Origin of the sequence: Rhodocytophaga aerolata (genome assembly GCF_030503435.1) — a bacterium.
GTDB lineage: Bacteria > Bacteroidota > Bacteroidia > Cytophagales > 172606-1 > Rhodocytophaga > Rhodocytophaga aerolata.
In genome coordinates this window covers 399,019-422,914 of sequence record NZ_JAUKPO010000001.1, presented here as the reverse complement: position 1 = coordinate 422,914, position 23,896 = coordinate 399,019, and the positions used below count along the sequence as shown (strand labels likewise).

Annotated in this window: 23 protein-coding genes; 14 read left to right on the top strand and 9 right to left on the bottom strand. The window is 43.3% G+C overall.

Annotated features, from left to right (window positions below):
• Positions 1 to 192 precede the first annotated feature (192 nt).
• The gene (locus tag Q0590_RS01725; RefSeq protein ID WP_302035748.1) at positions 193 to 2,142 is read left to right on the top strand and encodes a heparinase II/III domain-containing protein; all 1,950 of its coding nucleotides are present in this window, start codon (positions 193 to 195) and stop codon (positions 2,140 to 2,142) included.
• A 168-nt stretch (positions 2,143 to 2,310) separates the two neighbouring features.
• Here the strand turns inward: Q0590_RS01725 and Q0590_RS01720 are convergent, their stop codons facing one another.
• Complete coding sequence (locus Q0590_RS01720; RefSeq protein ID WP_302035747.1) at positions 2,311 to 2,697, bottom strand: hypothetical protein; 387 nt, start codon at positions 2,695 to 2,697, stop codon at positions 2,311 to 2,313.
• Positions 2,698 to 2,958: 261 nt separating this feature from the next.
• On the opposite strand from Q0590_RS01720, the gene Q0590_RS01715 reads away from it, so the two are divergent.
• The 8 genes from Q0590_RS01715 to Q0590_RS01680 all read left to right on the top strand — a co-directional run bounded on the left by Q0590_RS01715 (position 2,959) and on the right by Q0590_RS01680 (position 12,981).
• Positions 2,959 to 4,281 (top strand): hypothetical protein, encoded by a 1,323-nt coding sequence (locus tag Q0590_RS01715; RefSeq protein ID WP_302035746.1) that lies wholly within the window; start codon positions 2,959 to 2,961, stop codon positions 4,279 to 4,281.
• Positions 4,282 to 4,321: 40 nt separating this feature from the next.
• Entirely contained in the window at positions 4,322 to 4,849 is a 528-nt protein-coding gene (locus Q0590_RS01710) for a hypothetical protein (protein WP_302035745.1), read from the top strand.
• Between the two features lie 96 nt (positions 4,850 to 4,945).
• Positions 4,946 to 6,079: a phosphoglyceromutase gene (locus Q0590_RS01705; protein WP_302035744.1), complete on the top strand. Its 1,134-nt coding sequence runs from the start codon at positions 4,946 to 4,948 to the stop codon at positions 6,077 to 6,079.
• Positions 6,080 to 6,349: 270 nt separating this feature from the next.
• Positions 6,350 to 6,706: a hypothetical protein gene (locus Q0590_RS01700; RefSeq protein WP_302035743.1), complete on the top strand. Its 357-nt coding sequence runs from the start codon at positions 6,350 to 6,352 to the stop codon at positions 6,704 to 6,706.
• A gap of 202 nt (positions 6,707 to 6,908) precedes the next feature.
• Positions 6,909 to 9,866, top strand: a complete 2,958-nt coding sequence (gene secDF / locus Q0590_RS01695; protein ID WP_302035742.1) for a protein translocase subunit SecDF — start codon at positions 6,909 to 6,911, stop codon at positions 9,864 to 9,866.
• Between the two features lie 116 nt (positions 9,867 to 9,982).
• Positions 9,983 to 11,254 (top strand): sodium:proton antiporter NhaD, encoded by a 1,272-nt coding sequence (gene nhaD / locus Q0590_RS01690; protein ID WP_302035741.1) that lies wholly within the window; start codon positions 9,983 to 9,985, stop codon positions 11,252 to 11,254.
• Between the two features lie 334 nt (positions 11,255 to 11,588).
• Positions 11,589 to 11,762 (top strand): DUF1059 domain-containing protein, encoded by a 174-nt coding sequence (locus tag Q0590_RS01685; RefSeq protein ID WP_302035740.1) that lies wholly within the window; start codon positions 11,589 to 11,591, stop codon positions 11,760 to 11,762.
• Between the two features lie 505 nt (positions 11,763 to 12,267).
• On the top strand, positions 12,268 to 12,981 hold the full coding sequence (locus Q0590_RS01680) for a PT domain-containing protein (protein ID WP_302035739.1): 714 nt from the start codon (positions 12,268 to 12,270) through the stop codon (positions 12,979 to 12,981).
• A gap of 105 nt (positions 12,982 to 13,086) precedes the next feature.
• On the opposite strand, the gene mscL is transcribed toward Q0590_RS01680, so the two are convergent.
• Positions 13,087 to 13,551 carry a large conductance mechanosensitive channel protein MscL gene (gene mscL, locus Q0590_RS01675; RefSeq protein ID WP_302035738.1) on the bottom strand — a complete coding sequence of 155 codons (465 nt, stop codon included), beginning with the start codon at positions 13,549 to 13,551 and terminating at the stop codon, positions 13,087 to 13,089.
• Positions 13,552 to 13,758: 207 nt separating this feature from the next.
• On the opposite strand from mscL, the gene Q0590_RS01670 reads away from it, so the two are divergent.
• The 3 genes from Q0590_RS01670 to Q0590_RS01660 all read left to right on the top strand — a co-directional run bounded on the left by Q0590_RS01670 (position 13,759) and on the right by Q0590_RS01660 (position 16,844).
• Complete coding sequence (locus tag Q0590_RS01670) at positions 13,759 to 14,586, top strand: hypothetical protein (protein ID WP_302035737.1); 828 nt, start codon at positions 13,759 to 13,761, stop codon at positions 14,584 to 14,586.
• Positions 14,587 to 14,753: 167 nt separating this feature from the next.
• Positions 14,754 to 15,320 carry an L-threonylcarbamoyladenylate synthase gene (locus Q0590_RS01665; RefSeq protein WP_302035736.1) on the top strand — a complete coding sequence of 189 codons (567 nt, stop codon included), beginning with the start codon at positions 14,754 to 14,756 and terminating at the stop codon, positions 15,318 to 15,320.
• 93 nt (positions 15,321 to 15,413) lie between these two features.
• Positions 15,414 to 16,844, top strand: coding sequence for a CCA tRNA nucleotidyltransferase (locus tag Q0590_RS01660; RefSeq protein WP_302035735.1), 1,431 nt, complete (start codon positions 15,414 to 15,416; stop codon positions 16,842 to 16,844).
• A 92-nt stretch (positions 16,845 to 16,936) separates the two neighbouring features.
• Here Q0590_RS01660 and Q0590_RS01655 read toward each other — a convergent pair whose 3' ends face one another.
• The 4 genes from Q0590_RS01655 to Q0590_RS01640 form a co-directional block, all read right to left on the bottom strand.
• Complete coding sequence (locus Q0590_RS01655; RefSeq protein WP_302035734.1) at positions 16,937 to 17,602, bottom strand: carboxypeptidase-like regulatory domain-containing protein; 666 nt, start codon at positions 17,600 to 17,602, stop codon at positions 16,937 to 16,939.
• A gap of 109 nt (positions 17,603 to 17,711) precedes the next feature.
• Entirely contained in the window at positions 17,712 to 18,545 is an 834-nt protein-coding gene (locus Q0590_RS01650) for a phosphatidate cytidylyltransferase (protein ID WP_302035733.1), read from the bottom strand.
• Complete coding sequence (locus Q0590_RS01645; RefSeq protein WP_302035732.1) at positions 18,526 to 18,732, bottom strand: putative signal transducing protein; 207 nt, start codon at positions 18,730 to 18,732, stop codon at positions 18,526 to 18,528. The genes Q0590_RS01650 and Q0590_RS01645 overlap by 20 nt, the downstream gene beginning before the upstream one ends.
• Positions 18,732 to 19,676, bottom strand: a complete 945-nt coding sequence (locus tag Q0590_RS01640; protein WP_302035731.1) for a CPBP family intramembrane glutamic endopeptidase — start codon at positions 19,674 to 19,676, stop codon at positions 18,732 to 18,734. Before Q0590_RS01640 ends, Q0590_RS01645 begins: the two co-directional genes overlap by 1 nt.
• 274 nt (positions 19,677 to 19,950) lie before the next feature.
• Between Q0590_RS01640 and dusB the strand changes: the two genes are divergently transcribed.
• Together dusB and Q0590_RS01630 are read left to right on the top strand one after the other, a co-directional pair.
• Entirely contained in the window at positions 19,951 to 20,937 is a 987-nt protein-coding gene (gene dusB / locus Q0590_RS01635; RefSeq protein ID WP_302035730.1) for a tRNA dihydrouridine synthase DusB, read from the top strand.
• Between the two features lie 49 nt (positions 20,938 to 20,986).
• Positions 20,987 to 21,880: a DMT family transporter gene (locus tag Q0590_RS01630; protein ID WP_302035729.1), complete on the top strand. Its 894-nt coding sequence runs from the start codon at positions 20,987 to 20,989 to the stop codon at positions 21,878 to 21,880.
• 61 nt (positions 21,881 to 21,941) lie between these two features.
• Here the strand turns inward: Q0590_RS01630 and Q0590_RS01625 are convergent, their stop codons facing one another.
• The 3 genes from Q0590_RS01625 to Q0590_RS01615 all read right to left on the bottom strand — a co-directional run bounded on the left by Q0590_RS01625 (position 21,942) and on the right by Q0590_RS01615 (position 23,766).
• Positions 21,942 to 22,739: an alpha/beta hydrolase gene (locus tag Q0590_RS01625; RefSeq protein WP_302035728.1), complete on the bottom strand. Its 798-nt coding sequence runs from the start codon at positions 22,737 to 22,739 to the stop codon at positions 21,942 to 21,944.
• A 115-nt stretch (positions 22,740 to 22,854) separates the two neighbouring features.
• Positions 22,855 to 23,238, bottom strand: a complete 384-nt coding sequence (gloA2, locus tag Q0590_RS01620; protein WP_302035727.1) for an SMU1112c/YaeR family gloxylase I-like metalloprotein — start codon at positions 23,236 to 23,238, stop codon at positions 22,855 to 22,857.
• Positions 23,239 to 23,373: 135 nt separating this feature from the next.
• A complete protein-coding gene (locus Q0590_RS01615; protein WP_302035726.1) occupies positions 23,374 to 23,766 on the bottom strand; it encodes a hypothetical protein in 393 nt (130 codons plus the stop codon).
• Between the last annotated feature and the right edge of the window lie 130 nt (positions 23,767 to 23,896).

Genomic DNA, 23,896 nt, shown 5'->3' with positions numbered 1-23,896 from the left:
GCTAATTTATAGCTATATTTTACATTTAAAACACCCTTCCGGAAAAGTATATTCCCGGCAGGAAATGTAAAAAAGTCTATTCTAATTCAGCTTATTGACTGTAAGAATAGTAAATAATGTATTCTAACAGCGGACAAGGTACATTACGTTATTATTAAATTTACAGGCTTAGTTCTTCTAATTCTACACTGTATGTACCTATTTACTACTGAGAACAACAGTAATCCTTTGCAGGCAACAGCTGCCTGGCTTTACCATCTACACTATTTTACCAGGCTAATGCTGCTTATACTAACACTAGTAACAGGTACAGGAAACGGAGCCTTTACTCAAACCTTTGAAGGAAAGCCGCTGGCCAGTCATCCGCGGATTTTGCTGTTGAAAGGAGAGGAGGAAACCATCCGGAAAACCATTGCCAGCGATCCTGCCTGGGAGAAACTGCATCAAACACTTATAGCCCAATGCGATAGATTCATTAAGGAAGAGCCTATTCAGCGGATACAAATAGGCAGACGGCTGCTGGATAAATCACGGGAACTGCTGCGCCGGGTGTTTTATCTGGCCTATGCTTACCGGGTGTCTGGTGAGGAAAAATATATGAAACGGGCAGAGAAAGAGATGCTGGCAGTTGCCGGTTTCAGCGACTGGAACCCGTCTCATTTTCTGGATGTAGCTGAAATGACGCTTGGCATGGCTATCGGCTACGACTGGCTGTATCAGGACTTGCCTCAATCATCCAGAGAGATCATAAAAGAAGCGATTTTAAAAAAAGGCATAGAGCCTTCCCTGGATACCAGGTATTCCAGCTGGCTGAAGGCTAGCCATAACTGGAACCAGGTGTGTAATGCCGGCATGGCCTATGGGGCTTTGGCTATTTACGAAGATGAACCCCAGCTAGCAGAACGTATAATTAAACGCAGCCTGGAGAGTATTCAGCGGCCGCTGCAAGATTATTTGCCGGATGGAGCCTACCCAGAAGGATACAGTTACTGGGCCTATGGCACTAGTTTTCAGGTTTTATTTATCAGTGCTATTGAAAAAGCATTGGGTAATACTTCCGGTATGCCAGAGAATGCAGGTTTTCTAAAAACTGCCGGCTATCTGCAACACATGACCGGGCCCTCTGGTGAGTGTTTTAATTATTCTGATTCTGGTCTGGAGGGCAAATTACAACCGGCTATGTTTTGGTTTGCTCAAAAGGTAAAAGACCCTTCGTTGCTGTGGGTAGAACGCCAGCGCCTGGCTACTCAAGAGGCTACTCTACCTACAGACAACCGCTTGCTTCCGGCAGTACTACTCTGGGGGGCAGGTACGCAACTAAAAGATATTCGTCCGCCTAAACAACAGGTGTGGGTAGGGCAGGGTAAAAATCCGGTGGCGCTTATGCGTACTTCCTGGACTGACCCGGCTGCTATATATGTGGGATTGAAAGCTGGTTCCCCGGCAGTAAATCATGGGCATATGGATGTAGGGTCTTTTGTAATGGAAGCACAAGGGGTACGCTGGGCAATGGATTTTGGGATGCAAAGCTACGAGTCGCTGGAGTCAAAAGGCGTGAGGTTGTGGGATGGTGGCCAGCATTCGCAACGGTGGCAGATCTTCCGCTATTCAAACTTTACCCACAATACTTTAACGGTTAATGATTCTTTGCAGCGGGTAAATGGCTATGCTGCTATTACAACGCATGGCACCCAGCCTTCTTTTCTCTTTGCTACCACTGACATAACCGCCCTATATGCAGATCAGCTAACCAAAGCCCAGCGGGGAGTAGCTATTGTTGAACAGCAGTATGTACTTGTGCAAGATGAAATAGAAACGGCAAACGACAGTTGCACCATCCGCTGGACCATGTTAACACCGGCTGCTGTGCAGAAAATAGAAGCGAACAAAGCTTACCTGGTAAAAGACGGCAAAAAGCTCACCATACACGTGCAGAAACCTGCCGGCGTACGGCTGAAAACCTGGCGTACATATCCTCCTAACTCCTATGATGCACCAAACCCAGGTACGGTCATCATCGGATTTGAGGTAAAAATGCCCCAAAAGGCTAAAGAAACGCTTGAGGTACTTCTTATTCCGGAAGGAGCAGATACCTATGTCCGGAAATCAGAGAATTCGTTGATAAACTGGGCCAGAAAGTAGCCTAAAATAGATGAAAAGCTACTTGATTAACATATACAGACGTGATTGATTGGTAGGGGATATATTTGTAGTCTTGCCAAACTTACCGTTTATTAAACTAAAAAGACAAAGGGTAAGTAGCACTATACTTACCCTGTTGTTCCATAATTTTATAAGGTCTACACTTGCTTATTTGGCCATTTCCATCTTGGAGAGTACCAGGCCTGGCATTCCATTCCGGGTTTGTAAGGTACCAGTAAGCTTTACCTGCTCTGCCGGATGGGTGATGAGTTCTTTATAGGGATCAGCATTTTTATGGTCTTCCACAACCAGATATACTTTTCCATCGGAAGCCAGAAGGCCAACCGGATTGCCGTTTTTTAAGCAGCCAGTTGCACAAGATTTATGTTCAGGGCCTTTGGCGCCACTTTTCATGTAGCAGGACAGATCCAAAACTTCGCCTGTGAGGCTGGTTTCTTTAGCAGCTGCTTCCTGGGCAGAGGCTGTGCTGGCAAAAAAAGCAGAAAGCAGGGTTGCAGCCAGTAGTTTACCGCCAGTTTTTACTAGGTTTTTCATATGCGTGTGGTTATAAATGGGTTAACTGGTAAAGAAGAAGAAATATAAAAATTTATTCTAATATTTCCTTGAATTATTTATATAGTTGTTCTTTTCTAATCAAATTCTACCTCCCGACCGGCTACCTGTTCAGGAAGTAACTCCTAATTTTTTCCTGGCAGCATGTATACTCATTCTGGTTTTTTGTATCTTTCTTTTGGCTGCTGTTAAATTGTTAGAGCTGCGTTCCATTATGGTAACTAACACTACTATGCTGTAGGTATGAATACACAAAAAGTATATTTAGCGGCTGTACTCCTCGTTTTGTGTGGAAGTGTAGCCTTTATATGGCCTGTTTCCCGGCAACCACATTTCCCACATCCGGCTACACCCCGAGCCGTATTAATTCCGGCAGAACGCTACCTGTTCAATTCCTTTGTAGACTGCAACATGGCCGAGGCCTGGATTGGCGATACCTTCCGAATTTTTCCGGGCAAATACGGCGAAGATCCCTTGTGGGGCGATGCCCGGGACCTGAAGTATGCCGATGGTGCTCATGCCGAAGAAGTATTCAACAGACGTTCCGATGAATTTACAGAGCCGGTAATGCCAAAAAATGCGCCTCCTGGTACAGAGGGCCTTCATGGAGCTGTATGGTTTGAAACCGTTTACCAGGACGCCAAAGATAAAACTGGTAAAACCTTGTTTGCTGTTTATCACAACGAAAATTATCCTTCCACTTTACCCTATGATGCGGCTACCGGAAAAGGATACATAGATGCCCACTGGCCACAGGGCTTAAAAGGCCCGGAAACAGCCGCAGCCGTTTGCCGGATTGGCATTATGAAGTCTACGGATGGCGGAAAAAGCTGGGTAAACAAAGGCATTTTTATAGAAGATCTGCAATCAAGGCTTATTTTAAAACCGCATAATAATGGAATTAACTTTGCCGGTGGAGTAGGCGATCCTTCGGCGGTGGCCAGCGGCGAGTATTTGTATCTGTTTTATGGAGAATATGGCTATCCGGGCACGTATGCTGCCACTACCTATGACCCTGAACTTGAACACAAAGGACAATGCATTAGTGTGGCACGCATAGCTTTGAAAGATCTGGAAAATCCGCAGGGAAAAGCAAAAAGATGGAACGGAAAAAGTTTCGATGCAGCCTACGATGGCATAGGAGCCCCTATTGCATCCCTACTCATTCCCAAATCGCAAGGAGGTGGTCCGGCTTCTTCTGCTGAAGGAAAGTATTACTGGGGTCCTTCCGTTAGCTGGAACACCTACTTACAAGCCTGGGTGATGCTGATGGCAAAAGCCGAGGGCCCTTCCTGGCAAGGAAGTAGCCTGTATGTTTCCTTTAATACAAATGCTGATCTGGGCAAAGGCAACAATTCGCAACAATGGTCTACGCCGGTGCTGCTGGTAGAAAAACCAGGCCATACTCTCTGGTATCCTTCTTTGCAACCACTGAATACCAAAGAAGATATTGCAAACAAGCATACCTGTTTAAAAATGGGGCAGCAAGGCCGGTTGTTTTTTAAAGATAATTATGAGGGCAAGGGAGAGTATGTATCAGAATATATGGTTAGGTTTGAAAAATAAAAGCTTTACCTATACCTAGCGTAAAAACTACCTTTACTCCATGTTTTATTCGCTGTACTATCTGCTAAGTTTAGCGGGTCTGGCAATTCTGGCTGTTTTATATGGAAGCCTGCTACACTTTTTCTTACAATGGCTACTAAGAAAAAGGTGGTCAAAACTACACACGTACGGGTTGGTGTTTGTAGGGTTAATTATCTGGCAGAATTCTTATTGGGGAAAAAAAAGCGGCCCAGAATATGAACGTATTCCCCTGGGAGATCAACTGGAAGTGAGAAAACGTGGCGAAGAGCCCTACCTGTCAGCTGTTGTAGACCAGAATAAGAAGGTACTGGTACGTACCAAAGAGTTTATAAAAACCGGTAACCGGGTATATGGGAAAACACCTGATGAAAAACCGGAAGCCTATTTTATCCTAGATATCCCCACTAGGCGCATTACCTGGCTAAGTGCCGAAGCTTACGACAAGCAGGTACAGCAGGCAGGCATTCCCAGCAAAGAACAACTCCGGTCATACAAGCAGAATTGGGAAAACCACTGGGGAAACAGAATAATTGCCCTTTTGTATTAAGTTTCATAATAAATTAATTTTTACCTTACGTGGGCTTCACATATACGCGTGAACTTTGGTACTATTTTCACCCCTATCCTTAACATGAACTTTTGTATGTATTTTTCTGCTGGTTATAGCTCCCTAAAGGCTACACGGTTTGCTGTTCTATTACTAGGTTTGCTTGTTTCTGGCTCTTTTTCCACAGTAGCCCAACCTAAACCGCTCAAGACGGAAAATGTATTTATTATTACCCTGGATGGCATGCGCTGGCAAGAATTATTTGGCGGAGCGGCAGACAGTTTACTGAATGATAAAACATTTGTAGGAGACACGGCGCAACTCAAAACCTTGTTTGCCGGTTCTACAGCCGAGGAAAGGCGGATGAAACTAATGCCCTGGATGTGGCAGACGGTAAGCAAGCAAGGGCAGATTTATGGCAACCGCTGGCTGGGCAATAAAGTAAATGTATCGAATCCGCATTGGTTCTCCTACCCAGGCTACAGCGAAATTCTTACCGGGTTCAGCGATCCGGAAATCAACTCCAATAATAAGATTGATAACCCGCATGTAACGGTATTGGAGTGGCTTAATCAGAAACCAGCTTACCAGGGCAAAGTCGCCTTCTTTGGTTCCTGGGATGTATTTCCATTTATTATCAACGAAAAACGCAGTGATATTCCTGTTAATGCTGGTTTCCGCAGGGCAGAAGGGAAGGGATTGAGCAGCCGGGAAGTATTCTTGAATGAATTGCAGGAACAAATTCCTAGCCCATGGGGCTCAGTCCGGCTGGATGCCTTTACACATCATTTTGCTTTGGAGTACATAAAGCGGAAACACCCCAGGGTAGTGCATATTGCCTACGGCGAAACCGATGATTTTGCCCATGATGGCCACTATGACCATTATTTAAAATCGGCCCGCCAGACAGATGCCATGATTGGGCAACTCTGGCAATTTGTGCAAAGTGATCCTTTTTATGCACAGAAAACCACCTTTCTCATAACCACCGACCACGGCCGGGGCGATACGCCTAAAGATGCCTGGAAACACCACGGGAAAGAACATGCAGGTTCAGATGCGATCTGGTTTGCTGTGATCGGGCCGGACACACCTGCTTTGGGGGAAGTAAAAACCAATGGGCAATGGTGGCAAAACCAGATGGCCAAAACCCTGGCTGCCTTTCTCGGACAAGAGTATACCAGTAAGCGGGAAGTAGGCAAAGTAGTGCAGGAGATGATAAAAAAGTAATCATGGACGGAAGATGTTCAAGATTTCTGGTTGAATCTTTAGATAACTATGTTACATCTGAAAACAGTATTTACTACCCTAATTGTCTGCCTTGTTTTAGACTTGCTGTAAGTTAGGCCTATGTATCTAGAATATAACCATAGAAAATTAGGCTGGGATGAAAGAAACCAGTAGAAACACTGTGCAGCAAAACGAAAATAACTATTTTATATTACTCTTATTATTGCTACCTTTGCAAACCAATTCCTATTCATTGCTGATCAAGCATTTATGGCGAAGCAGATACCTTTTATACAATTGATCTTATTATTCCTGGTGGTGCTGGCTGGCATTTGTAAGCCTTCCACAAACATTAGGAGTATGTCATCTGCTGAGTATCAGATTAATTTGCCCTCTTCGGCAGCGCAGCCCCATAGTGATCCAGACCAGGCCGTTTTGCTGCCAGCCAGCGATAAAGCGCTTGTACAGGCGGCTCATTTTAATTTGGCGCAAGAGTTCCTGTTTGTTCTAGGATTTGCTTTTTCTGTACTTCTTCTTTTTAAGGCGGCCATTTTTAAAACGCCTTCTTTTACACTTTCCTATTTAGACAATATTTTTTGTCACCACATAGCTATTAACGCTCCTTAGGTAATATTCCCCTTTCATTACATTCTTTATTTGTCTTCCGGGCTGGTTTAAAAAGTCTGGAATGGCGATTTCTTTAAGGTACTAGCCTTATGATGTAATTTTTATTCTGTGGGTTGCTGCGTAAAATGGCCATCGGGCCTTTCTACTAGTGGTACTCCATTATTCCCATCAACAATGTTAATCCCATTAACCCAGTAACGCTATGCGTAACAAAACAGGCATTATTATCCTGACAGCACTTATTACCGTTTTGTGTATCTATTTTCTGTCATTCACCTTCGTGTCCCGTGGTATCCAGAAGGATGCCACCGCGTATGCCACAGATGCTTCCGGCAAAGTGGATTTTAGTAAAAAACAGGCGTATCTGGATTCTCTCTGGAATAAACCAGTATACGATCTTGGCTTTACCAGTTATACCTACAAAGAGGTTACAGAAAAAGAGCTGAACTTAGGCCTGGATTTACAGGGCGGTATGCACGTAACCCTGGAAGTTTCTCCGGTAGAAATATTAAAAGCTATGTCGGGCAATAGCACTGATCCGGCGTTTCTGCAGGCTATTCAACAAGCAAATCAGTTACAGAAAACAAGCCAGGAGTCGTACGTTGATTTGTTTTACCAGGCTTACCAGCAGGCAGCGCCCAATGGAAGGCTCAGCCGGATTTTTTCAACGGCTGCCAACAAAGGTAAAATCAGTTATGAGTCTACAAACGATCAGGTAGTGAACGTAATTAAAGCGGAGGTAGACGATGCCATTGACCGTTCATTCGAAATTCTAAACACCCGTATTGATAAATTCGGGGTATCTAATCCTACCATTCAGCAGCTGCCAGGTACCGGGCGCATTCAGGTGGAACTCCCTGGTATTGCCAATCCGGAACGGGTACGGAAACTATTAACCGGTGCAGCTAAATTAGAGTTTGCCGAAGTATGGCAGATGCAGGAGTTAAATCCATATCTGCAACGGCTGGACGAATACCTGATCAGTACAGAACCTGCGCCCATTGCTGCCAATACACAGAATAGGGTTCCGGTTGTTACTGACAGCACTACCTTATCAGCGGCAGGCGATACGGCTACCAGCCTGGAGCAGCAGTTAGCCGGCAGAACCGCAGCCGGAGATTCCACCAGAGCCGATTCACTGGCCAATCTGCAAAACCAGACCCGTGGCCTGGCCAAGTATTTTGTTCCCATGATGGGAGGTTTAGGCACCAATATACGCGATACAGCAGCAGTTAATGAACTCTTGAGCCGCCCGGCAGTGAAAGATATGTTCCCTTCCAATGTCCGTTTTGTGTGGGAGGTTAAACCTGTGGGAGGTACTACCGAGGGAGAACAATTTATCGCTTTGCATGCGATTAAAAAAAGCCGGGATAATAAAGTGGCTCTGGCAGGTGATGTGATTATAGATGCCCGCCAGGACTATAGCCAGACCGGGCAGCCAGAAGTAATCATGCAGATGAATTCGGTAGGCGCCCGGAAATGGAAAAACCTCACAGCGAATAATGTAGGACGGCAAATAGCCATTGTTCTGGATGACTATGTGTATTCTGCCCCCAACGTACAGGGCGAAATTCCCAATGGCAGCTCTTCTATTTCTGGCAACTTTACCATTGAAGAAGCCAAAGACTTAGCCAACATCCTGAAAGCCGGTAAGCTGGAAGCCCCTACCCGCATAGTAGAAGAAGCCGTGGTTGGTCCCTCGCTGGGCAAAGAATCTATTACACAGGGCCTGGTGTCTATGGCAGCCGGTTTGGGCATGGTGGTTATTTTCATGGTATTGTATTATGGAGCTGGCGGAATGATCGCCAACGTGGCGTTGCTTTTCAATATCTTCTTTATTATAGGCATACTTGCCCAGTTCAGTGCAGCGCTTACCCTGCCAGGTATTGCCGGTATTGTGCTTACCATGGGTATGGCAGTGGATGCCAACGTGCTTATTTTTGAACGTATTAAAGAAGAACTTCGCCTGGGCAGGCCGCCTTTGCAAGCCATCAGTTTTGGGTACGATAAAGCCTATAGTTCTATTCTGGATTCCAATGCCACTACCTTTTTAACCGGGGTAATCTTGTATACGTTTGGTTCTGGGGGGGTTAAAGGATTTGCCGTTACCTTAATGATTGGTATTGTGTGTTCCCTTTTTACAGCTGTTTTTATTACCAGACTTATTATAGAATGGACGGCCCGAAGACCCGATACCAAAGGCCTTTCTATGTATACGGTTATTTCCAGAAATCTCTTCAAAGATGTTACCTACGATTTTATCGGATTCAGGAACAAGGCCTATATACTTTCCGGTGTGTTTATTCTGGCTGGCATTATTGCTATGGCGACTATGGGGCTGAATTTAGGTGTTGATTTTAAAGGTGGCCGGATGTATGTAGTAAATTTTGAGCAGGCCGTGTCGGCACCCGAAGTAAGGTCTGCCCTGACCGATAATTTTGGAAATATAGCTCCGGAGGTTAAAACCTACAATGGCGACAGCCAGCTTAAAATAACTACCAGCTATTTAATCGATGATGAGTCGGCGGAAGCAGATAAGAAGGTGGAAGATGCACTTTTGACCGGGCTAGCAGGGTATAAATTCAGTACGGATATTAGTTCTTCCAAAGTTGGAGCTACCATGGCCGACGATATTCAGGATAGTTCCCGCACATCTATTTTGCTTTCTCTGGTGGTCATTTTCCTATACATTTTAGTCCGGTTCCGGAAGTGGCAATACAGTCTGGGAGCCGTGGTAGCCTTGTTTCACGATGTGCTGGCGGTATTATCTGCCTTTGCTCTGGTACGGTTGTTTGGGGTTTCCTACGAAATAGACCAGGTATTCATTGCCGCCATGCTTACCGTAATTGGCTATTCCATTAACGATACGGTAGTCGTATTCGACCGGATACGGGAGTTTACCGGGATGGCCTCTACGAAAGAGAGTTTAGAGAGTATTCTTAACCGCTCTATCGGACAGACGCTTAGCCGCACCGTTATGACTTCTTTTGTTACCTTACTTGTGGTGCTGATCTTGTTTTTGTTTGGGGGAGAGGTGCTCAGAGGCTTTTCCTTTGCCTTAGTTATAGGTATTATCCTGGGTACATATTCTTCTATTTTTATTGCAGCGCCAGTAGTATTGGATTTCTCCAAGCGAAAAGTCAGCAGGCAGGCTGCCTGATTTGTATACTGCCTCCAACTCCCGGTGTTTTAGTCAGATGAGTTGGAGGTACATTATGCCGTACCACATTTATTTAATTATACACACTTAAACCAACTTTACTTAACCTTTTAAACATGTTCGGATTAATCATTGGAATATTCGTAATCGGGTATTTAGCTATTGCCTTTGAGCACCCTATCAAAATTAACAAAACAGCCTCTGCCCTTGTAACAGGTGTGTTGTGCTGGACAGTGTATGTGCTGTTTACCAGCCATGAAGCTGAGAGTATTGTCGAAGAATTATCCCATCATCTGGGAGCAGTATCTGAAATTTTGTTCTTTCTATTAGGGGCTATGACTATTGTAGAGCTGGTAGATGCACACCATGGATTTAAAGTAATTACCGATAGAATTACTACCCGGAACAGCCGCACCTTGTTATGGGTATTATCTATTATTACCTTTTTCCTGTCAGCCATCTTAGATAACCTGACTACGTCTATTGTAATGGTATCCTTGCTCAGAAAACTGATCAGCGATCAGGAACAGCGGAAGTTTTATGCCGGTGTAGTAATTATTGCCGCCAATGCGGGTGGTGCCTGGTCGCCTCTGGGAGATGTAACCACTACCATGCTCTGGATTGGCGGCCAGATTACTGCGATGAATGTGATTATCAGTTTAATTCTTCCTAGCCTGGCCTGCTTACTGGTACCCCTGATCTTTCTATCGTTCAGAATGAAGGGAGATATTAAAGGCGAAGAAATGGAGCTAGAAGTAGATACACACGAAAAAAGCACACTAATGCTTTGTGTAGGGGTAGGCGGGCTGGTGTTTGTGCCTATATTTAAAACGGTTACTCATTTGCCACCTTATATGGGTATGCTCTTGGCGCTAGGCGTAGTCTGGATTGTATCTGAACTGGTAAACAGTGATAAGGATGACGAAGAAAAGCACCCCTATACGCCTGCACATGCCCTTTCCAAGATTGATACGTCTAGTGTATTGTTTTTCCTGGGAATATTAATTGCTATTGGCGCGTTGGAAGCTACCCACTTGTTAACCGACCTGGCCACCTGGATGACCGATGTTATTGGAAACTTAGATATTATTGTGGTAACCATCGGGCTGGCATCTGCCGTTATAGATAATGTGCCCCTGGTGGCTGCTACCATGGGAATGTATGACCTGAATACCTTTCCGACGGATGCCAAACTGTGGGAATTTCTGGCTTACTGTGCTGGTACCGGGGGAAGTGTACTGATTATTGGCTCCGCTGCCGGGGTAGCCGTTATGGGCATGGAAAAGATAGATTTTATGTGGTATATTAAACGCATCAGCTTTTTGGCCTTGCTGGGTTATTTTGCCGGCGTAGTAGTGTACCTGGGTATGTACAGTTTGTTTAATTAATGCTTTGTATATGCCTTAGTTGCTTAAGCTCACCTGCTGCCAAGGCAGTAAGCATTTGCTAACACATAGTTGAGTGAAAAGTCTGGGTGCTGCCCCGGTTCTGTTATAAAACCTGTCGGGTTCTTGCTACCTGACAGGTTTTATTTTGTTACCCAGTGTTTCTGTTCAGACAGGCTGCTCGGCCGATAAACAAAATACCTAAAAACAGGTATTGACAAATAAAGTATTACCTGCTATTTTTAATACATATACTTTCATATAGCTGTAGCAGAGCTATTTACGGAGTTAGGTATATTTACTTTTACATACCCGTTCATTTTCAATCGCACTTTTTATGAAAACGCTCAAATGCCGTGATGCTGGGTTTGATTGCAACCAGGTAATCCATGGAAATACTGATGCCGAAGTTTTGCAGCAGGCCGCCGACCATGCCAAAAAAGTGCATGGAGTAGAGGTTACGCCTGAAATGGCTAAGCAAGTACAAACGCTTATTAAAGAAGAAAAGTAGAAGCAGTCATGCATGGCTGAGCTTGTATGATACCTTTTCCGTAAAGCTATTCTCAACACCATCTTCCGTTGTTGGAACAATAGCTTAGTTGTAGCTCCATACCCTTCTCGTCCGGATTTTTTCTGCAAAAGCCGTTCTACCTATATCGGGTTAAACTTTTTCTATCTATTGCTGCTTACCTGCAACTTGCCACGCACATGAAGTTGCAGAAGTACGTATGCTTTGCCTTGCATATTCACCTTTACGGAAACACATTCACCTTCGTTTGCCAGGCGATGCAGGTAACAGTATACTTTTCCTTTGTGAAGCAACCGATATGCTATTGTAAAAAAATTTAGCTGCCATGGTTTACTGCCTATACAAATTCTCATAAAGGGCATGTTAACGATGAGAAGTTTGGAACACCGCACCAAAATTTGAAAGGGCCTGAGGTTGCCGGATTTTCCTGGAAGTAGTCGGTTAGCTTAATAAAATGAAAACAATCCACTAATTTTTGAAAACAATCATGAAAAAATATATTTTATTTGTTCTTACCCTTTTTACATTTCTTACCCTAGTATCCGCTTGTACGGAAGATATCGTAATACCAGATCCGGAGGGCCCTATCCATGAAGTGCCTTCCGATACAACAGACACTCCCAGCGATGACCCAACGGAAGATCCAACAGATGAGCCCACCGACGAGCCATCGGACAATCCGGATGATGAGCCAGCCGAGGAGCCCACAGACGAACCAACAGAAGACCCTAACGACAATCCTATCCCAGGCAATGGGAGTGTACCCGGTGGTATGGTAGGCAACTGGACACAAGGTACGTTTTCTCTGACTGAGTTCTGGAACTACGATGGATCATATGCCGGTAACGCCTCAGAACAGTCTAATGTATTTGTGTTTAAGGATAACGGCGAATGTGAACAATACTTCATTATGACACAACGCATGTATAATTGCAAAACAGAAGCGTATACGTACAAAAAAGGTACTGTGGAGTTTAATGAAGCGGATGGTTCGTTCACATTTACACCTGCTAGTGGCAAAGCCAGAGGCTTCTACTCTTGTGCCCCGAGTTCTAATTTCAGCCGCGACTCCCGTCCGGAAGAGTTAGAAGTAAAAACGTACTATTACGAAATGGTGCAAATGAATGGTAAAGAGTATATGCTGGTGAAATTTAACCGCAATGATGCCAATGGATCGTACTTCCAGAAAAACACCTGGTAAGTTCAGTATCCGGTAGAAAATGCATCTATCTGTTACTGGAGGTAGAACTATACAGCCGGCTTTTTATAGGCCGGCTGTATGACTATATATAACTTTACAAGCTAACTATAAGGTAGTTGTTGGTCTGTTGGCGATTACTTTCAGGGCATCCCGCATTTCAGTAAGCAATACTTCTTCTTTAGTTGGAGCCGGTGGAACAGCAGGGGCTTCTACTTTCTTGCGCATCAAATTGTTCATAGCTTTCACCAATAAAAAGATAATAAACGCAAGTATGATAAAATTAATAAGTACCGTAATAAAGTTACCATAAGCAAACACAGGTCCTAGCTCCCGGGCTTTTTCCAATCCTAACACACTTCCATCCGGTAATTGCATAGCCTCGCGTACTTTATCTGATAAAGGAAGATATTTATTCGTAAAATCAACGGAACCGGCAATACCTACTAAAGGCATAATTAAGTCTTTAACAATTGAGTTGACAATTTGACCAAAGGCGGCGCCGATAATTACGCCTACCGCCAGATCAATAACATTGCCTCGCATGGCAAATTCTTTGAATTCTTTTAGCATGGGATGTTTTGTTTAGGGTTAAAATTTACAGGAATATATCATTTAATTTGCTTTGGTAAAATGCAGACCGGGAAAATTATTTTTTTATAGGTGTTACGGCTTAATTATTTCATCATATGTAGCTGATTGGTTAATTTTTATGGTGTGTGCAACCAGAAATGAAAAAATTGGGTCATTCATTAAAGTAAACAACTCCACCTTAATACTGTGAAAAATTCCACACCCTTTTATCTTAAATTATTTAAGGCTGCCTGCTGGGTAGTGCTGCCTGGCCTTCTTTTTTCCTGCACCCGGGATACTACGCCTCAGCCTGCTGATGCCCCATCCAGAATAAAGAAGATTACGTGGCGTGCAACTGATTTTCAGCAGTATACCTACCTGCCTGATGGAAAAATTGCCAGCTATATTTCGCAGTGGTTATATATGAACAATGATGTCCAGGAAATTAAACGGACAACAGCAAATTTTACGTACGATGCAGCCGGGTACCTGGATAAGATTGTTTTTGACAGCGGATTTTTTAATAAATATTATTACGAAGGCACGGTGCTGAAGAAAATGGAGGAATACGACAACAGTAACAGGTTAAGACTTACACATACATATATCTATAATAGCAACGGCCGCTTAACTGAAAGTTTATCACAAGTACACGACCTGTTTGAAGGAGAGGCAAACCAGTTTAAACATGTCTATGCGTATGATGCCCGGGGCAACCTGACTGAGCAAAAACTATTTAATAAACTCCCCAACCAGACAACGTTTACTTTATCTTCTATCACCAGATATGAAGGGTATGATGACAAAAAAAGTGTAGATAACCTGGCTATTGTTTTTCCCTACTTACCAGGTATCACCTTCTATGTAAACAACCCGGGCAAACAGACGACACTTGCAGCGGATGGCACTACCATTAGTTTTGTAAATTCTAGTACTTATAGCTATAACGAAAAAGGATATCCGGCTCAAAAAACAGTTCGAATAGAAACGTCACCACAAGTTGAGCCTCAAACAGCCTCTTATGAATATGAATAAAGCCAGTAGGGATGTTAAGCTACTAAAATCAAATTTTACGAAATAGCTCCCCTGAATGTATCTGATACCACCAGGTATTAACATAACATCCATTTACGCGTTATATTTGTATGCGGAGGACAGCAAAGGATTACTACTGTCAGGCGGGGTCAATTATAATCTTATTCATGATGGATGTTCTGCAACAAGCAACCGATGCGCTAAGAGCCGGCAAACTACTTCTTTACCCAACAGATACTGTCTGGAGTATAGGGTGCGATGTACGGAATGAAGAAGCCGTAACTAGGATTCATCAGCTAAAAAATCGGAACCCACCGCAGCCATTTACTGTGTTGATAGCTGAAATCGGGCAACTACACGACTATGTGCAGAAAGTGCCGGATATTGCCTGGGATATAGTAGAGTTTGCAGAAAAACCCTTAACCGTTGTGTATGCGAAAGGCAAAAATGTAGCTCCGGGAATATTAGCTGCCGATGGAAGCATTGCTATTCAACTGGTGAAAGATGAATTTTGCCAGAAACTTATCCGGAAAGTTGGCCGGGGAGTTGTGTATACCTCAGCCAATGTAGCTAAGCAAGCCAAGCCATTTGCGTTGGCAGACGTGGATGCATCTATTCAGGAAGGAGTAGATTATATAGTGCAAGTACCTAACCGGCCGGCTACTACAAAAAAACTACTGCCAACCATTTTTCGCCTCGAACTCAACGGGCAAATCACCTTTATCCGGAAGTAAACAGGGATACCTGAAGAGGTTGCAGGCTTAATTGTAAGTATTACTTTGATTAGAGCCTGAAATTTAGAAATTTTGTACTCTTTACTCAGCCGCATGAACTTTACAGACACACTCCATAAAAATCCAATATTCGAACTGGTGGCCCATACCGCCCGCCAGCAGGGAGTGGAAGCGTATGTAATTGGCGGCTTTGTGCGCGACCTGGTAATGCGGAGGCCATCTAAAGATATAGATATTGTATGTATCGGCAATGGAATAGAACTAGCCAGGCAAGTGGCCAAAGAGAGCAAACGGGAAAATCAGATAGCTATCTTCAAGAATTTTGGTACGGCTATGCTCCAGATAGGCGAGTGGGAAGTAGAGTTTGTAGGTGCCCGCAAAGAATCTTACCAGCGTGAATCCCGCAAGCCCATTGTAGAAGAAGGAACGGTAACAGACGATCAGAACCGGCGTGATTTTACCATAAATGCCATGGCTATTAGCTTGAATGAAAGCAATTTTGGTGACTTAATAGATCCGTTCAATGGATTAAAAGATATTCAGAAAAAAAATATCCGCACACCTCTCGAACCGGCTATTACTTTTTCAGACGATCCGCTACGGATGATGCGGGCCATCCGGTTTGCCTCACAATTAGGTTTCGATATAGCCCCGGATACTTTTGATGCTATCACTCAAATGAAGGAGCGGATAGAAATTGTGTCTATGGAGCGCATTACGGAAGAACTCAACAAAATCATTCTTTCGCCTACTCCTTCCTACGGATTCAAACTGCTGTTCCATTCAGGACTCCTGTCAATTATTTTTCCGGAAATGGTGGCCCTGCAAGGTGTAGAAACCCTGGAGGGCAAAGGCCATAAAGATAATTTTTATCATACGCTGCAAGTACTGGATAATGTAAGCAAACACTCCAATGACTTGTGGCTGCGGTGGGCAGCTATTCTGCATGATATTGCCAAACCACCCACTAAACGGTACGACAAAAAAGTAGGATGGACTTTTCACGGACACGAAGACCTGGGTGCTAAAATGACTCCTGGCCTTTTTAAGCGGTTTAAGCTTCCGCTAAATGAAAAAATGCGGTTTGTGCAAAAACTGGTAAGGCTGCATTTGCGTCCCATTGCTCTGGTAAAAGAGAATATTACTGATTCAGCTTTAAGGCGCCTGCTATTTGAGGCTGGGGAAGACCTGGAGGGACTAATGATTTTGTGCCGGGCCGATATTACGTCTAAAAACCACGACAAAGTAAAACGCTACATCCAGAACTTTGATAAGGTAGAACGCAAACTGCACGAACTGGAAGAACGGGACAAACTGCGCAACTTCCAGCCGGTAATAACCGGGGAGATCATTATGGAAACGTTTGGCTTAAAACCTTCTAAAGAAGTAGGGGATATTAAAACTATTCTCCGGGAAGCCATTCTGGAAGGAGAAATCCGTAATGAGTTTGCAGAGGCCTATGGATTTATGAAAGAAACAGGTAGAAAAATGGGTTTAAAGGTGCAAAAAGAAATAGAAAGATAAATACCGGATTTTGCGTAGAGAATCGATCCAACAGTTATACTGAATGATTTTCTACCCTCCTGAAACAAGAAATTTTTAAGAACTACACCTGGTTAATTTTTCTTTTTAAAATCGCCGTTCTTTATCTGTTTAATAAACTGAGCCCAGGCAAAAGGGTTGAGTAGTTGCAACGTAGGAGCAAAATTGCGGTTGGCATTGTAGTATTGCTGCTGACTGGTAAAGTTCCGGAAACTCTCCCCGGCTCCAGGTCCGGCGGCTATAGACATTTGGTAAAGCAATTGCTGATCCAGGTTTTTCCGCATGGCTTGCTGCTGCTTCTCATCCGGCATTTGCAATGCTAAAAATGCTTCTTTAAATAATTCCTCCGTAGGGTAGGGATATACTTCTACTACGGGCAGTGTAGTAACATCAGATTGCAACTCAATTACCACAGAGTAGCCTTTTTCATTCTTGGGAGGCACTACATAATACTGCCGCTGATACCCGACAGAACTAATAATAATACTATCGCCAGCCATTACTGGCATAGAAAAAAATCCATAAGGGTTAGTCGTAGTTCCTCTGCCGGCTTTGGGAACATAAATATGGGCTCCAGGAACGGGTTCAGAGTTGTCGCCGCCAATAATAATTCCTGAAAACTGAATAATAGGCTCTTTACCCTGGGCTTTTGCTTGCTGAACAGTAATGGCTAATACACACAGAATGAGTAAAAAGAAACTTGGTATTTTATAGCTGTATGTAAAGAGTAAATTGTTCATAAGCATGCCCGGTTATTTCTGACCAGTGTCCTATCCATTTCAGGCGGACACTTTTTAAAAATACGAATTTACGCCATAAAAAATTCAAAAATGTAAGATTATATAGGTTTTATCCAAAAATTCGTATGAATGTCACTATAAAAGGAGCCGAGAGCAGCAAGCCATCGAACCTATCCAGAAAGCCGCCATGCCCAGGAATACTGCTACCTGAATCCTTAATAGCCATACTCCGCTTGAATAAGGATTCTACCAGATCGCCATAGGTGCCGGCTACTACAATAATAATGGCTATACAGTGCCATTGCCAGGAAGTTAAGTCTCCAAAATTCCAGGAGATAAATATAGAAGCCGTCACAGAAGATATGGCGCCACCCATAAATCCTTCCCACGACTTTTTGGGAGAAACCCTTTCAAAGAGTTTGGTTTTGCCAAAGTTTACCCCTGCAAAATAAGCACCAGTATCACTGGCCCATAAAAGAAATAAGCTTCCTAAGATAATCTGGTAGCTATAGGCTCCGGTAGCAAAGGCACATAAGTTGAGTAAGGAGAAAGGGATAGCTACATAAATAATTCCGAGGAAAGTGAAAGCAATGTTGGTAAATGGTTTGAGGTCGGCTTTCTTATAGAGTTTGATGAAAAATATAAACGATACAACCGGGGAAATAAGAAAATAATACTGGAAGCCGATAATCTTTTTCTCAATAAAGAAGGTAAGCACAAAAATAAATAGCCCGGAAAGGGTGCCATACGTTTTGAGTGGAATATTGCCATCTAAACCCACCAGTTTGTAAAACTCCAGCAGCGACAACATGCACAGAAAAAAAAATACAAAAAAGTAAGACCATTCACTCCATAAAATAGATCCTACCAGAATACAGCCTCCAATAGCTGCCGCAATTACACGCTGCTGCAGGTTGGTAAGCTTACTTAAAGTTAATCTCATCCGAAATTATTTTTAACGCCTCAATTGTATTGTCAGCCGGTACCAGCACTTCAAAATGTCCGAAATGGTAAGAGGAATCTTTCCGGTTCATCACTACCGCCGGAATTCCATGTGTTTCGAGTACACCTTTCACGATCTCTGCCTGGTGGCCGATCAGGCTGGTGTATACTTTTTGCCAGTTGTTCATTATGCGGTGCTTGTCTCCTTCTTAAAATAATATCGTTTCAATACAAATAATATGCTTCCTGTTACTAAAGCAGCTAACAGTGCGGTACCTATAGGTACTGAGGAGGTGGCTTCAATATCAATATCTATGGCTTTGCGGTTATGCAAAAAAATCATTAGCAGGGTAAATCCATTGTTGGTAAAGTGGCCTATAATGGGGTACCACAAGTTGCCAGACCACACATACAAATACCCTAACAATACGCCCAGCAGCATCCGGGGAATGAGGCCATAAAACTGCAGGTGAATAGCACTGAAAATAAAGCCTGTAATCCAGACAGCCGCATGTACATTGCGGGTAAGGCGGTACATTCTGGGTTGAATTAAGCCTCGGAACAATAACTCTTCTCCGATTGCCGGAATTAAAGCTATAACCAAAAAGCCAACGAATAACTGCGGAAATGTATCAAATGTAGTTAGGTATTCAGTAAGTTCTTTTAAAGCAGTTTCTTTTTGCTGCATCCACTGCTCTAGCCCTTCCAGCCAGGCCGGCAGGTTCATTTTGCTGTTCCATTCAATAAACAAGGCATTAAACGGCATAAAAGCAATAATAAGAAAGGCGCAAAGCAAAGCCGGAATGAGCCATACCTCTTTAGAAGTGTTAAGCGATTGAACAGGCTTGTTGGCAAATGTTTGTGTATAAATAAGCGGGGCAATAATAAAAGCACCCAGCGCTGGAACCGCTTGCAAAATCATAATAATATTCCAGGCATCTGGGTTAGCGGTAGGATTGGTAAGTACTGTTTGAAAGGAGGTAATATCAAATCCTAATACTACCAAGGCGATCATTACTCCTACAAAATACCCCACAAACAGCCCAATGAGCACAAACATGACCAGGATAAAAATTTCATACAAGGGATTTCTTTCTCTGGCTACCGGATAGTCATTATATAAATTAGTCATAATTCATGTATATACATTTACTTTCTATGGCCATATGTAATGGCTTTTTGTGGATTCTGCTGATTCTTCTACTATAGTATGGCCATTTCATGTAAATTTACGGCAAAATTTTAATTTACGGATGTAAGCATATGGCACGTATCAGCTCTCTATCACTGTAGAACCGACGTAGTGGCTTTCAGAGATTGACTGTACATTCTGCACAGCTATAAGAACTTTTAGGAATCTGCTTGCATTTTACAATAATAAAACGGGATTTAAAACACAGATTGTTGTGGCGAAAATAAGAAATATAGAATTGGGAGCGTTTCCGCTGTTGCTGGCGCCCATGGAAGATGTAAGTGATCCTCCGTTCAGAGCCGTATGCAAAGCCAATGGTGCCGATTTAATGTATACCGAATTTATTTCTTCAGAAGGGTTGATACGCGATGCAGCCAAGAGCCGGCAGAAGTTGGACATTTTTGAGTACGAACGGCCCATTGGTATTCAGTTATTCGGCAGTGAAATAGAACATATGAGAATGTCTGCCGAAATAGCTACCCAGGTAAATCCCGATCTGATAGATATTAACTATGGCTGCCCGGTAAAAAATGTGGCTTGTAAAGGGGCTGGTGCTGCGTTATTACAGGATATACCCAAAATGGTAAAAATGACAGAAGCCGTTATTAAATCCACGCATTTGCCAGTAACTGTAAAAACACGCCTGGGATGGGATGATGATACCAAAAATGTGCCCGAAGTAGCCGAACGTTTGCAGGATATTGGCATTGCTGCCTTAACAATCCATGGCCGTACCCGTGTGCAAATGTACAAAGGCGTAGCCGACTGGACGTTAATCGGTGAAATTAAGCGGAATCCCAGAATCAATATACCCATCTTTGGCAATGGCGATATTGACTCCCCGGAAAAAGCCATGGCTTACCGTACTCAATACAATGTAGATGGCGTAATGATTGGCCGGGCTTCTATTGGCTATCCCTGGATCTTCCGCGAAATTAAGCACTACATGGCTACTGGCGAGAAGTTAGTGCCGCCCACGATCGCCGAACGGGTAGACGTATGCAAACAACACCTGGAATTTTCTATCCGGTGGAAAGGTCCTAAAACTGGTATATTTGAGATGCGCCGCCATTACACCAACTATTTCAAAGGTATAGAACATTTCAAACCTTTCCGGATGCGTCTGGTAGAAGCAGGCAGTTATGAAGAAACCCTGGAAATTCTCGATGAAATAGCCGAACAGTATTTACAGATGTGTTAAGCTATATTTCTACGTATGTTACTATCTAGTATTACCGCCTCTCATCTGCATGTCTGTTACTAAACCCAAGGAAGCTAACCTGACCTTAGCCTGGGTATTACTGTGTGTTCTAGCCCTTATCTGGGGAAGCTCCTTTATTCTGATCAAGAAGGGAGTTTCTGTTTATTCGGCTTCCCAGGTAGGGTCCTTGCGGATATTTTCTGCAGCGGTGTTTCTATTGCCCCTGGTGTTTTTTCATCTTAGAAAAGTGCCCAGAGATAAAATACCAGTTATGTTTATTAGCGGGTTGCTGGGAAATCTTATTCCATCCTTTTTATTTGCTGCTGCCGGTACAAAGTTGAACAGCTCAGTATCTGGTATTTTAAATGCCCTCACACCGCTGTTTACCTTACTGGTAGGTGCCCTGTTTTTCAGTCAATCGATTGCCAGAGAGAAACTAATCGGACTACTGATAGGGCTGGCAGGTTGTGTATTCCTGATCGTTATTAATGCAGAAGGGAAACTGGATTTTACAAATTACTATGCCATCCTGCCTGTAGTGGCCACTTTTTGCTATGGTATCAATGCAAATCTGGTGAAACGATACCTGAATACTATTCCTTCGCTGCAAATTACGTCTGTGGCTTTGTGTAGTGTAGGAGTGTTAGCCGGAGCTTATTTTTTCAGTACAGATATTGATATTTCCGTAGTTCAAACCCGGGAAGGTTTGCTGGCTATGGGTTGTGTACTATTGCTTGGCTTAATGGGTACGGCTGTTGCTACGGTCCTGTCTAATAAAGTGATCCAGTTGGCCGGGCCTATCTTTACCGCTTCGGTAACATATCTGATTCCGGTAGTAGCCTTAGGCTGGGGTTTACTGGACGGGGAAAAACTGACATGGGTGCAATACATCAGTATGATAGCCATTATTGCCGGTGTGTATATGGTAAACCGCAAGAAGTAAAAACACAACTTTTACAGCTAGGCAGGGCTAGTAGGCCAGTTCATACGAATGTTGCACTAACTTATTTTTTAGTAACTTCTACACAATACCTGCAAAATTGCTCTACCATAAAATAGGTTTCTTCCGGACGTTCATACATGCCCATATGCGCTGTTTCGTCCAAAAGCTGAATAAGGGCATTTTTAGGCAGATACAACATTTCTTTACTTTTTTCCAGTGGAACAGCTTCATCGGCCTTGCCTGCAATAAATAACACCGGATAAGTAGCTTCCTTCAGAACCTGTGTGCGGTCGGGGCGGTTGCGCATAGCCTTGGTTACGGCTACAGCCGTTGCTTTAGGAGTTTGTAAAGCCATCTGGTAAACACTGGCAATAATATCAGCCAGTTCCTCTTTTCTTTCTTTGTAAAACAACGACTGCACAAAATTCTCAGCAAACGGTTGTACTCCATGCTTATCTATAAAGTCAGCTGTTTTGTCGCGGTTTTGCTTTTTTTCTTCACTATCTGCAAAAGCAGTAGAATGGAACATACCCAGGCCTTTTACCTGATCAGCAAATTTTTCGGCAAAAGCCAATGCTACATAGCCACCTAACGAGTGAGCAATAATAATACACTGAGTCACCTGAAGGGTTTGCAACAGCTTTTGGATCTCGTCGGCCATGGCTTCCACCGATTGATAATGTGAATTAGTCAGGCTTTCGCCAAACCCTGGCATATCCGGTACAATTACCCGAAAGTGGCCAGATAACTTGGCTGTTACTGCTTTCCATACTTCTTTGCTCTCCATAAACCCATGCAGTAACACTACCGGAAACCCAGTGCCTGCTTGTTGGTAAGATAAATTTGCTTGCTGTGCCATACGAGTTTTAAGCTGATTGGTGAATGTGCTAATATGCAAATAAGTTAGAAGAAGTTAAACGATACACACTTTTTTCCAAGCGTAGGGAACGACTGTTTGTACCATAGAATTAAGCTTACTTTTCATACAGCTCCAGTGGCAAACCATCCGGATCACTAAAAAAGGTGAAACGTTTCCCTGTTAATTCATCTACCCGGATGGCTTCCACTTCTACTTTTTTCGCTTGCAGCTCTTTTACTGTTTCGTCTATGTTATCTACGACAAAGGCCAGGTGCCGTAGCCCTTGTGCTTCAGGCCGGCTGGGGCGTTTGGGAGGATTGGGAAAAGAAAAAAGTTCTATCTGTTGTTGGCCGATAGCTAAGTCCAGTTTATACGAGTTTCTTTCTGCCCGGAAGGTTTCCTGGATAATAGGCAGGCCTAGGATCTGGGTATAAAAAGCTTTGGATTTCTGATAATCGGAGCAGATAATGGCTACATGGTGGATTTTAGTTACTTGCATATAAATAGTGGCTTGTAATAGAATGCACGAATATAAGATAATAAAGAAGAAAGCCACAATGGGAGTATTCTCTCCTTCCAATGTGGCTTCTGCTTATTATACTTTGATACTCTATTGTAGTAGCTTACGGTTTGTCTAACTGAATGGTGAACGGTAAATAATATTCTTTTCCGACATATGCTCGATAATGGCCATGTGCAGTTCTGGCCTGGAGAGAATATCTAATTTATTTCCCTGGCAATCGTATACCAGGCAAGCCATGCAACTCATTACATATTTTTGATAGATAAAATACGATTGTCCCTGGTAAGTAATCAGCTGCACCGTTCCTGCATCAGAGAATTTGTCCGGACCATTTTCTGCTTTATGTATAATTTCTTTGAGCCATGGTAATTCGTTTGCCGGATCTTTTACACCACAGGCGGAGTATGCCAAGGCAGCGTTTTCCGGAGACAAGTCGTTTTTATCGCAAGAAAGCAGACTGAAAAGGAGGAGTACGCCACTGAAAGAAGTAATTAACCTGTACATAAAAAACAGAAGTTAAGCCAAAAATAGATACATCAAGAAAGCATTTTCCCCAAGACCCTGCTCGCGTTAGAATGGTTGCACGACAAAAAATAAAGTAGTTTTACCTGTTTTCTTTATGGAATAGGCATTG

Excerpts from the sequence above, each read along its gene's own strand:
- Q0590_RS01710 (WP_302035745.1), top strand. The coding sequence starts at position 4,322 with ATGTTTTATTCGCTGTACTATCTGCTAAGTTTAGCGGGTCTGGCAATT.
- Q0590_RS01655 (WP_302035734.1), bottom strand. The coding sequence starts at position 17,602 with ATGAACAATTTACTCTTTACATACAGCTATAAAATACCAAGTTTCTTT.
- secDF (WP_302035742.1), top strand. The coding sequence starts at position 6,909 with ATGCGTAACAAAACAGGCATTATTATCCTGACAGCACTTATTACCGTT.
- nhaD (WP_302035741.1), top strand. The coding sequence starts at position 9,983 with ATGTTCGGATTAATCATTGGAATATTCGTAATCGGGTATTTAGCTATT.
- Q0590_RS01720 (WP_302035747.1), bottom strand. The coding sequence starts at position 2,697 with ATGAAAAACCTAGTAAAAACTGGCGGTAAACTACTGGCTGCAACCCTG.
- Q0590_RS01630 (WP_302035729.1), top strand. The coding sequence starts at position 20,987 with ATGTCTGTTACTAAACCCAAGGAAGCTAACCTGACCTTAGCCTGGGTA.
- mscL (WP_302035738.1), bottom strand. The coding sequence starts at position 13,551 with ATGCTAAAAGAATTCAAAGAATTTGCCATGCGAGGCAATGTTATTGAT.
- Q0590_RS01615 (WP_302035726.1), bottom strand. The coding sequence starts at position 23,766 with ATGTACAGGTTAATTACTTCTTTCAGTGGCGTACTCCTCCTTTTCAGT.
- Q0590_RS01725 (WP_302035748.1), top strand. The coding sequence starts at position 193 with ATGTACCTATTTACTACTGAGAACAACAGTAATCCTTTGCAGGCAACA.
- Q0590_RS01665 (WP_302035736.1), top strand. The coding sequence starts at position 14,754 with ATGATGGATGTTCTGCAACAAGCAACCGATGCGCTAAGAGCCGGCAAA.
- Q0590_RS01660 (WP_302035735.1), top strand. The coding sequence starts at position 15,414 with ATGAACTTTACAGACACACTCCATAAAAATCCAATATTCGAACTGGTG.
- Q0590_RS01640 (WP_302035731.1), bottom strand. The coding sequence starts at position 19,676 with ATGACTAATTTATATAATGACTATCCGGTAGCCAGAGAAAGAAATCCC.
- Q0590_RS01700 (WP_302035743.1), top strand. The coding sequence starts at position 6,350 with ATGGCGAAGCAGATACCTTTTATACAATTGATCTTATTATTCCTGGTG.
- gloA2 (WP_302035727.1), bottom strand. The coding sequence starts at position 23,238 with ATGCAAGTAACTAAAATCCACCATGTAGCCATTATCTGCTCCGATTAT.
- Q0590_RS01625 (WP_302035728.1), bottom strand. The coding sequence starts at position 22,739 with ATGGCACAGCAAGCAAATTTATCTTACCAACAAGCAGGCACTGGGTTT.
- Q0590_RS01645 (WP_302035732.1), bottom strand. The coding sequence starts at position 18,732 with ATGAACAACTGGCAAAAAGTATACACCAGCCTGATCGGCCACCAGGCA.
- Q0590_RS01680 (WP_302035739.1), top strand. The coding sequence starts at position 12,268 with ATGAAAAAATATATTTTATTTGTTCTTACCCTTTTTACATTTCTTACC.
- Q0590_RS01715 (WP_302035746.1), top strand. The coding sequence starts at position 2,959 with ATGAATACACAAAAAGTATATTTAGCGGCTGTACTCCTCGTTTTGTGT.
- Q0590_RS01705 (WP_302035744.1), top strand. The coding sequence starts at position 4,946 with ATGTATTTTTCTGCTGGTTATAGCTCCCTAAAGGCTACACGGTTTGCT.
- Q0590_RS01650 (WP_302035733.1), bottom strand. The coding sequence starts at position 18,545 with ATGAGATTAACTTTAAGTAAGCTTACCAACCTGCAGCAGCGTGTAATT.
- Q0590_RS01685 (WP_302035740.1), top strand. The coding sequence starts at position 11,589 with ATGAAAACGCTCAAATGCCGTGATGCTGGGTTTGATTGCAACCAGGTA.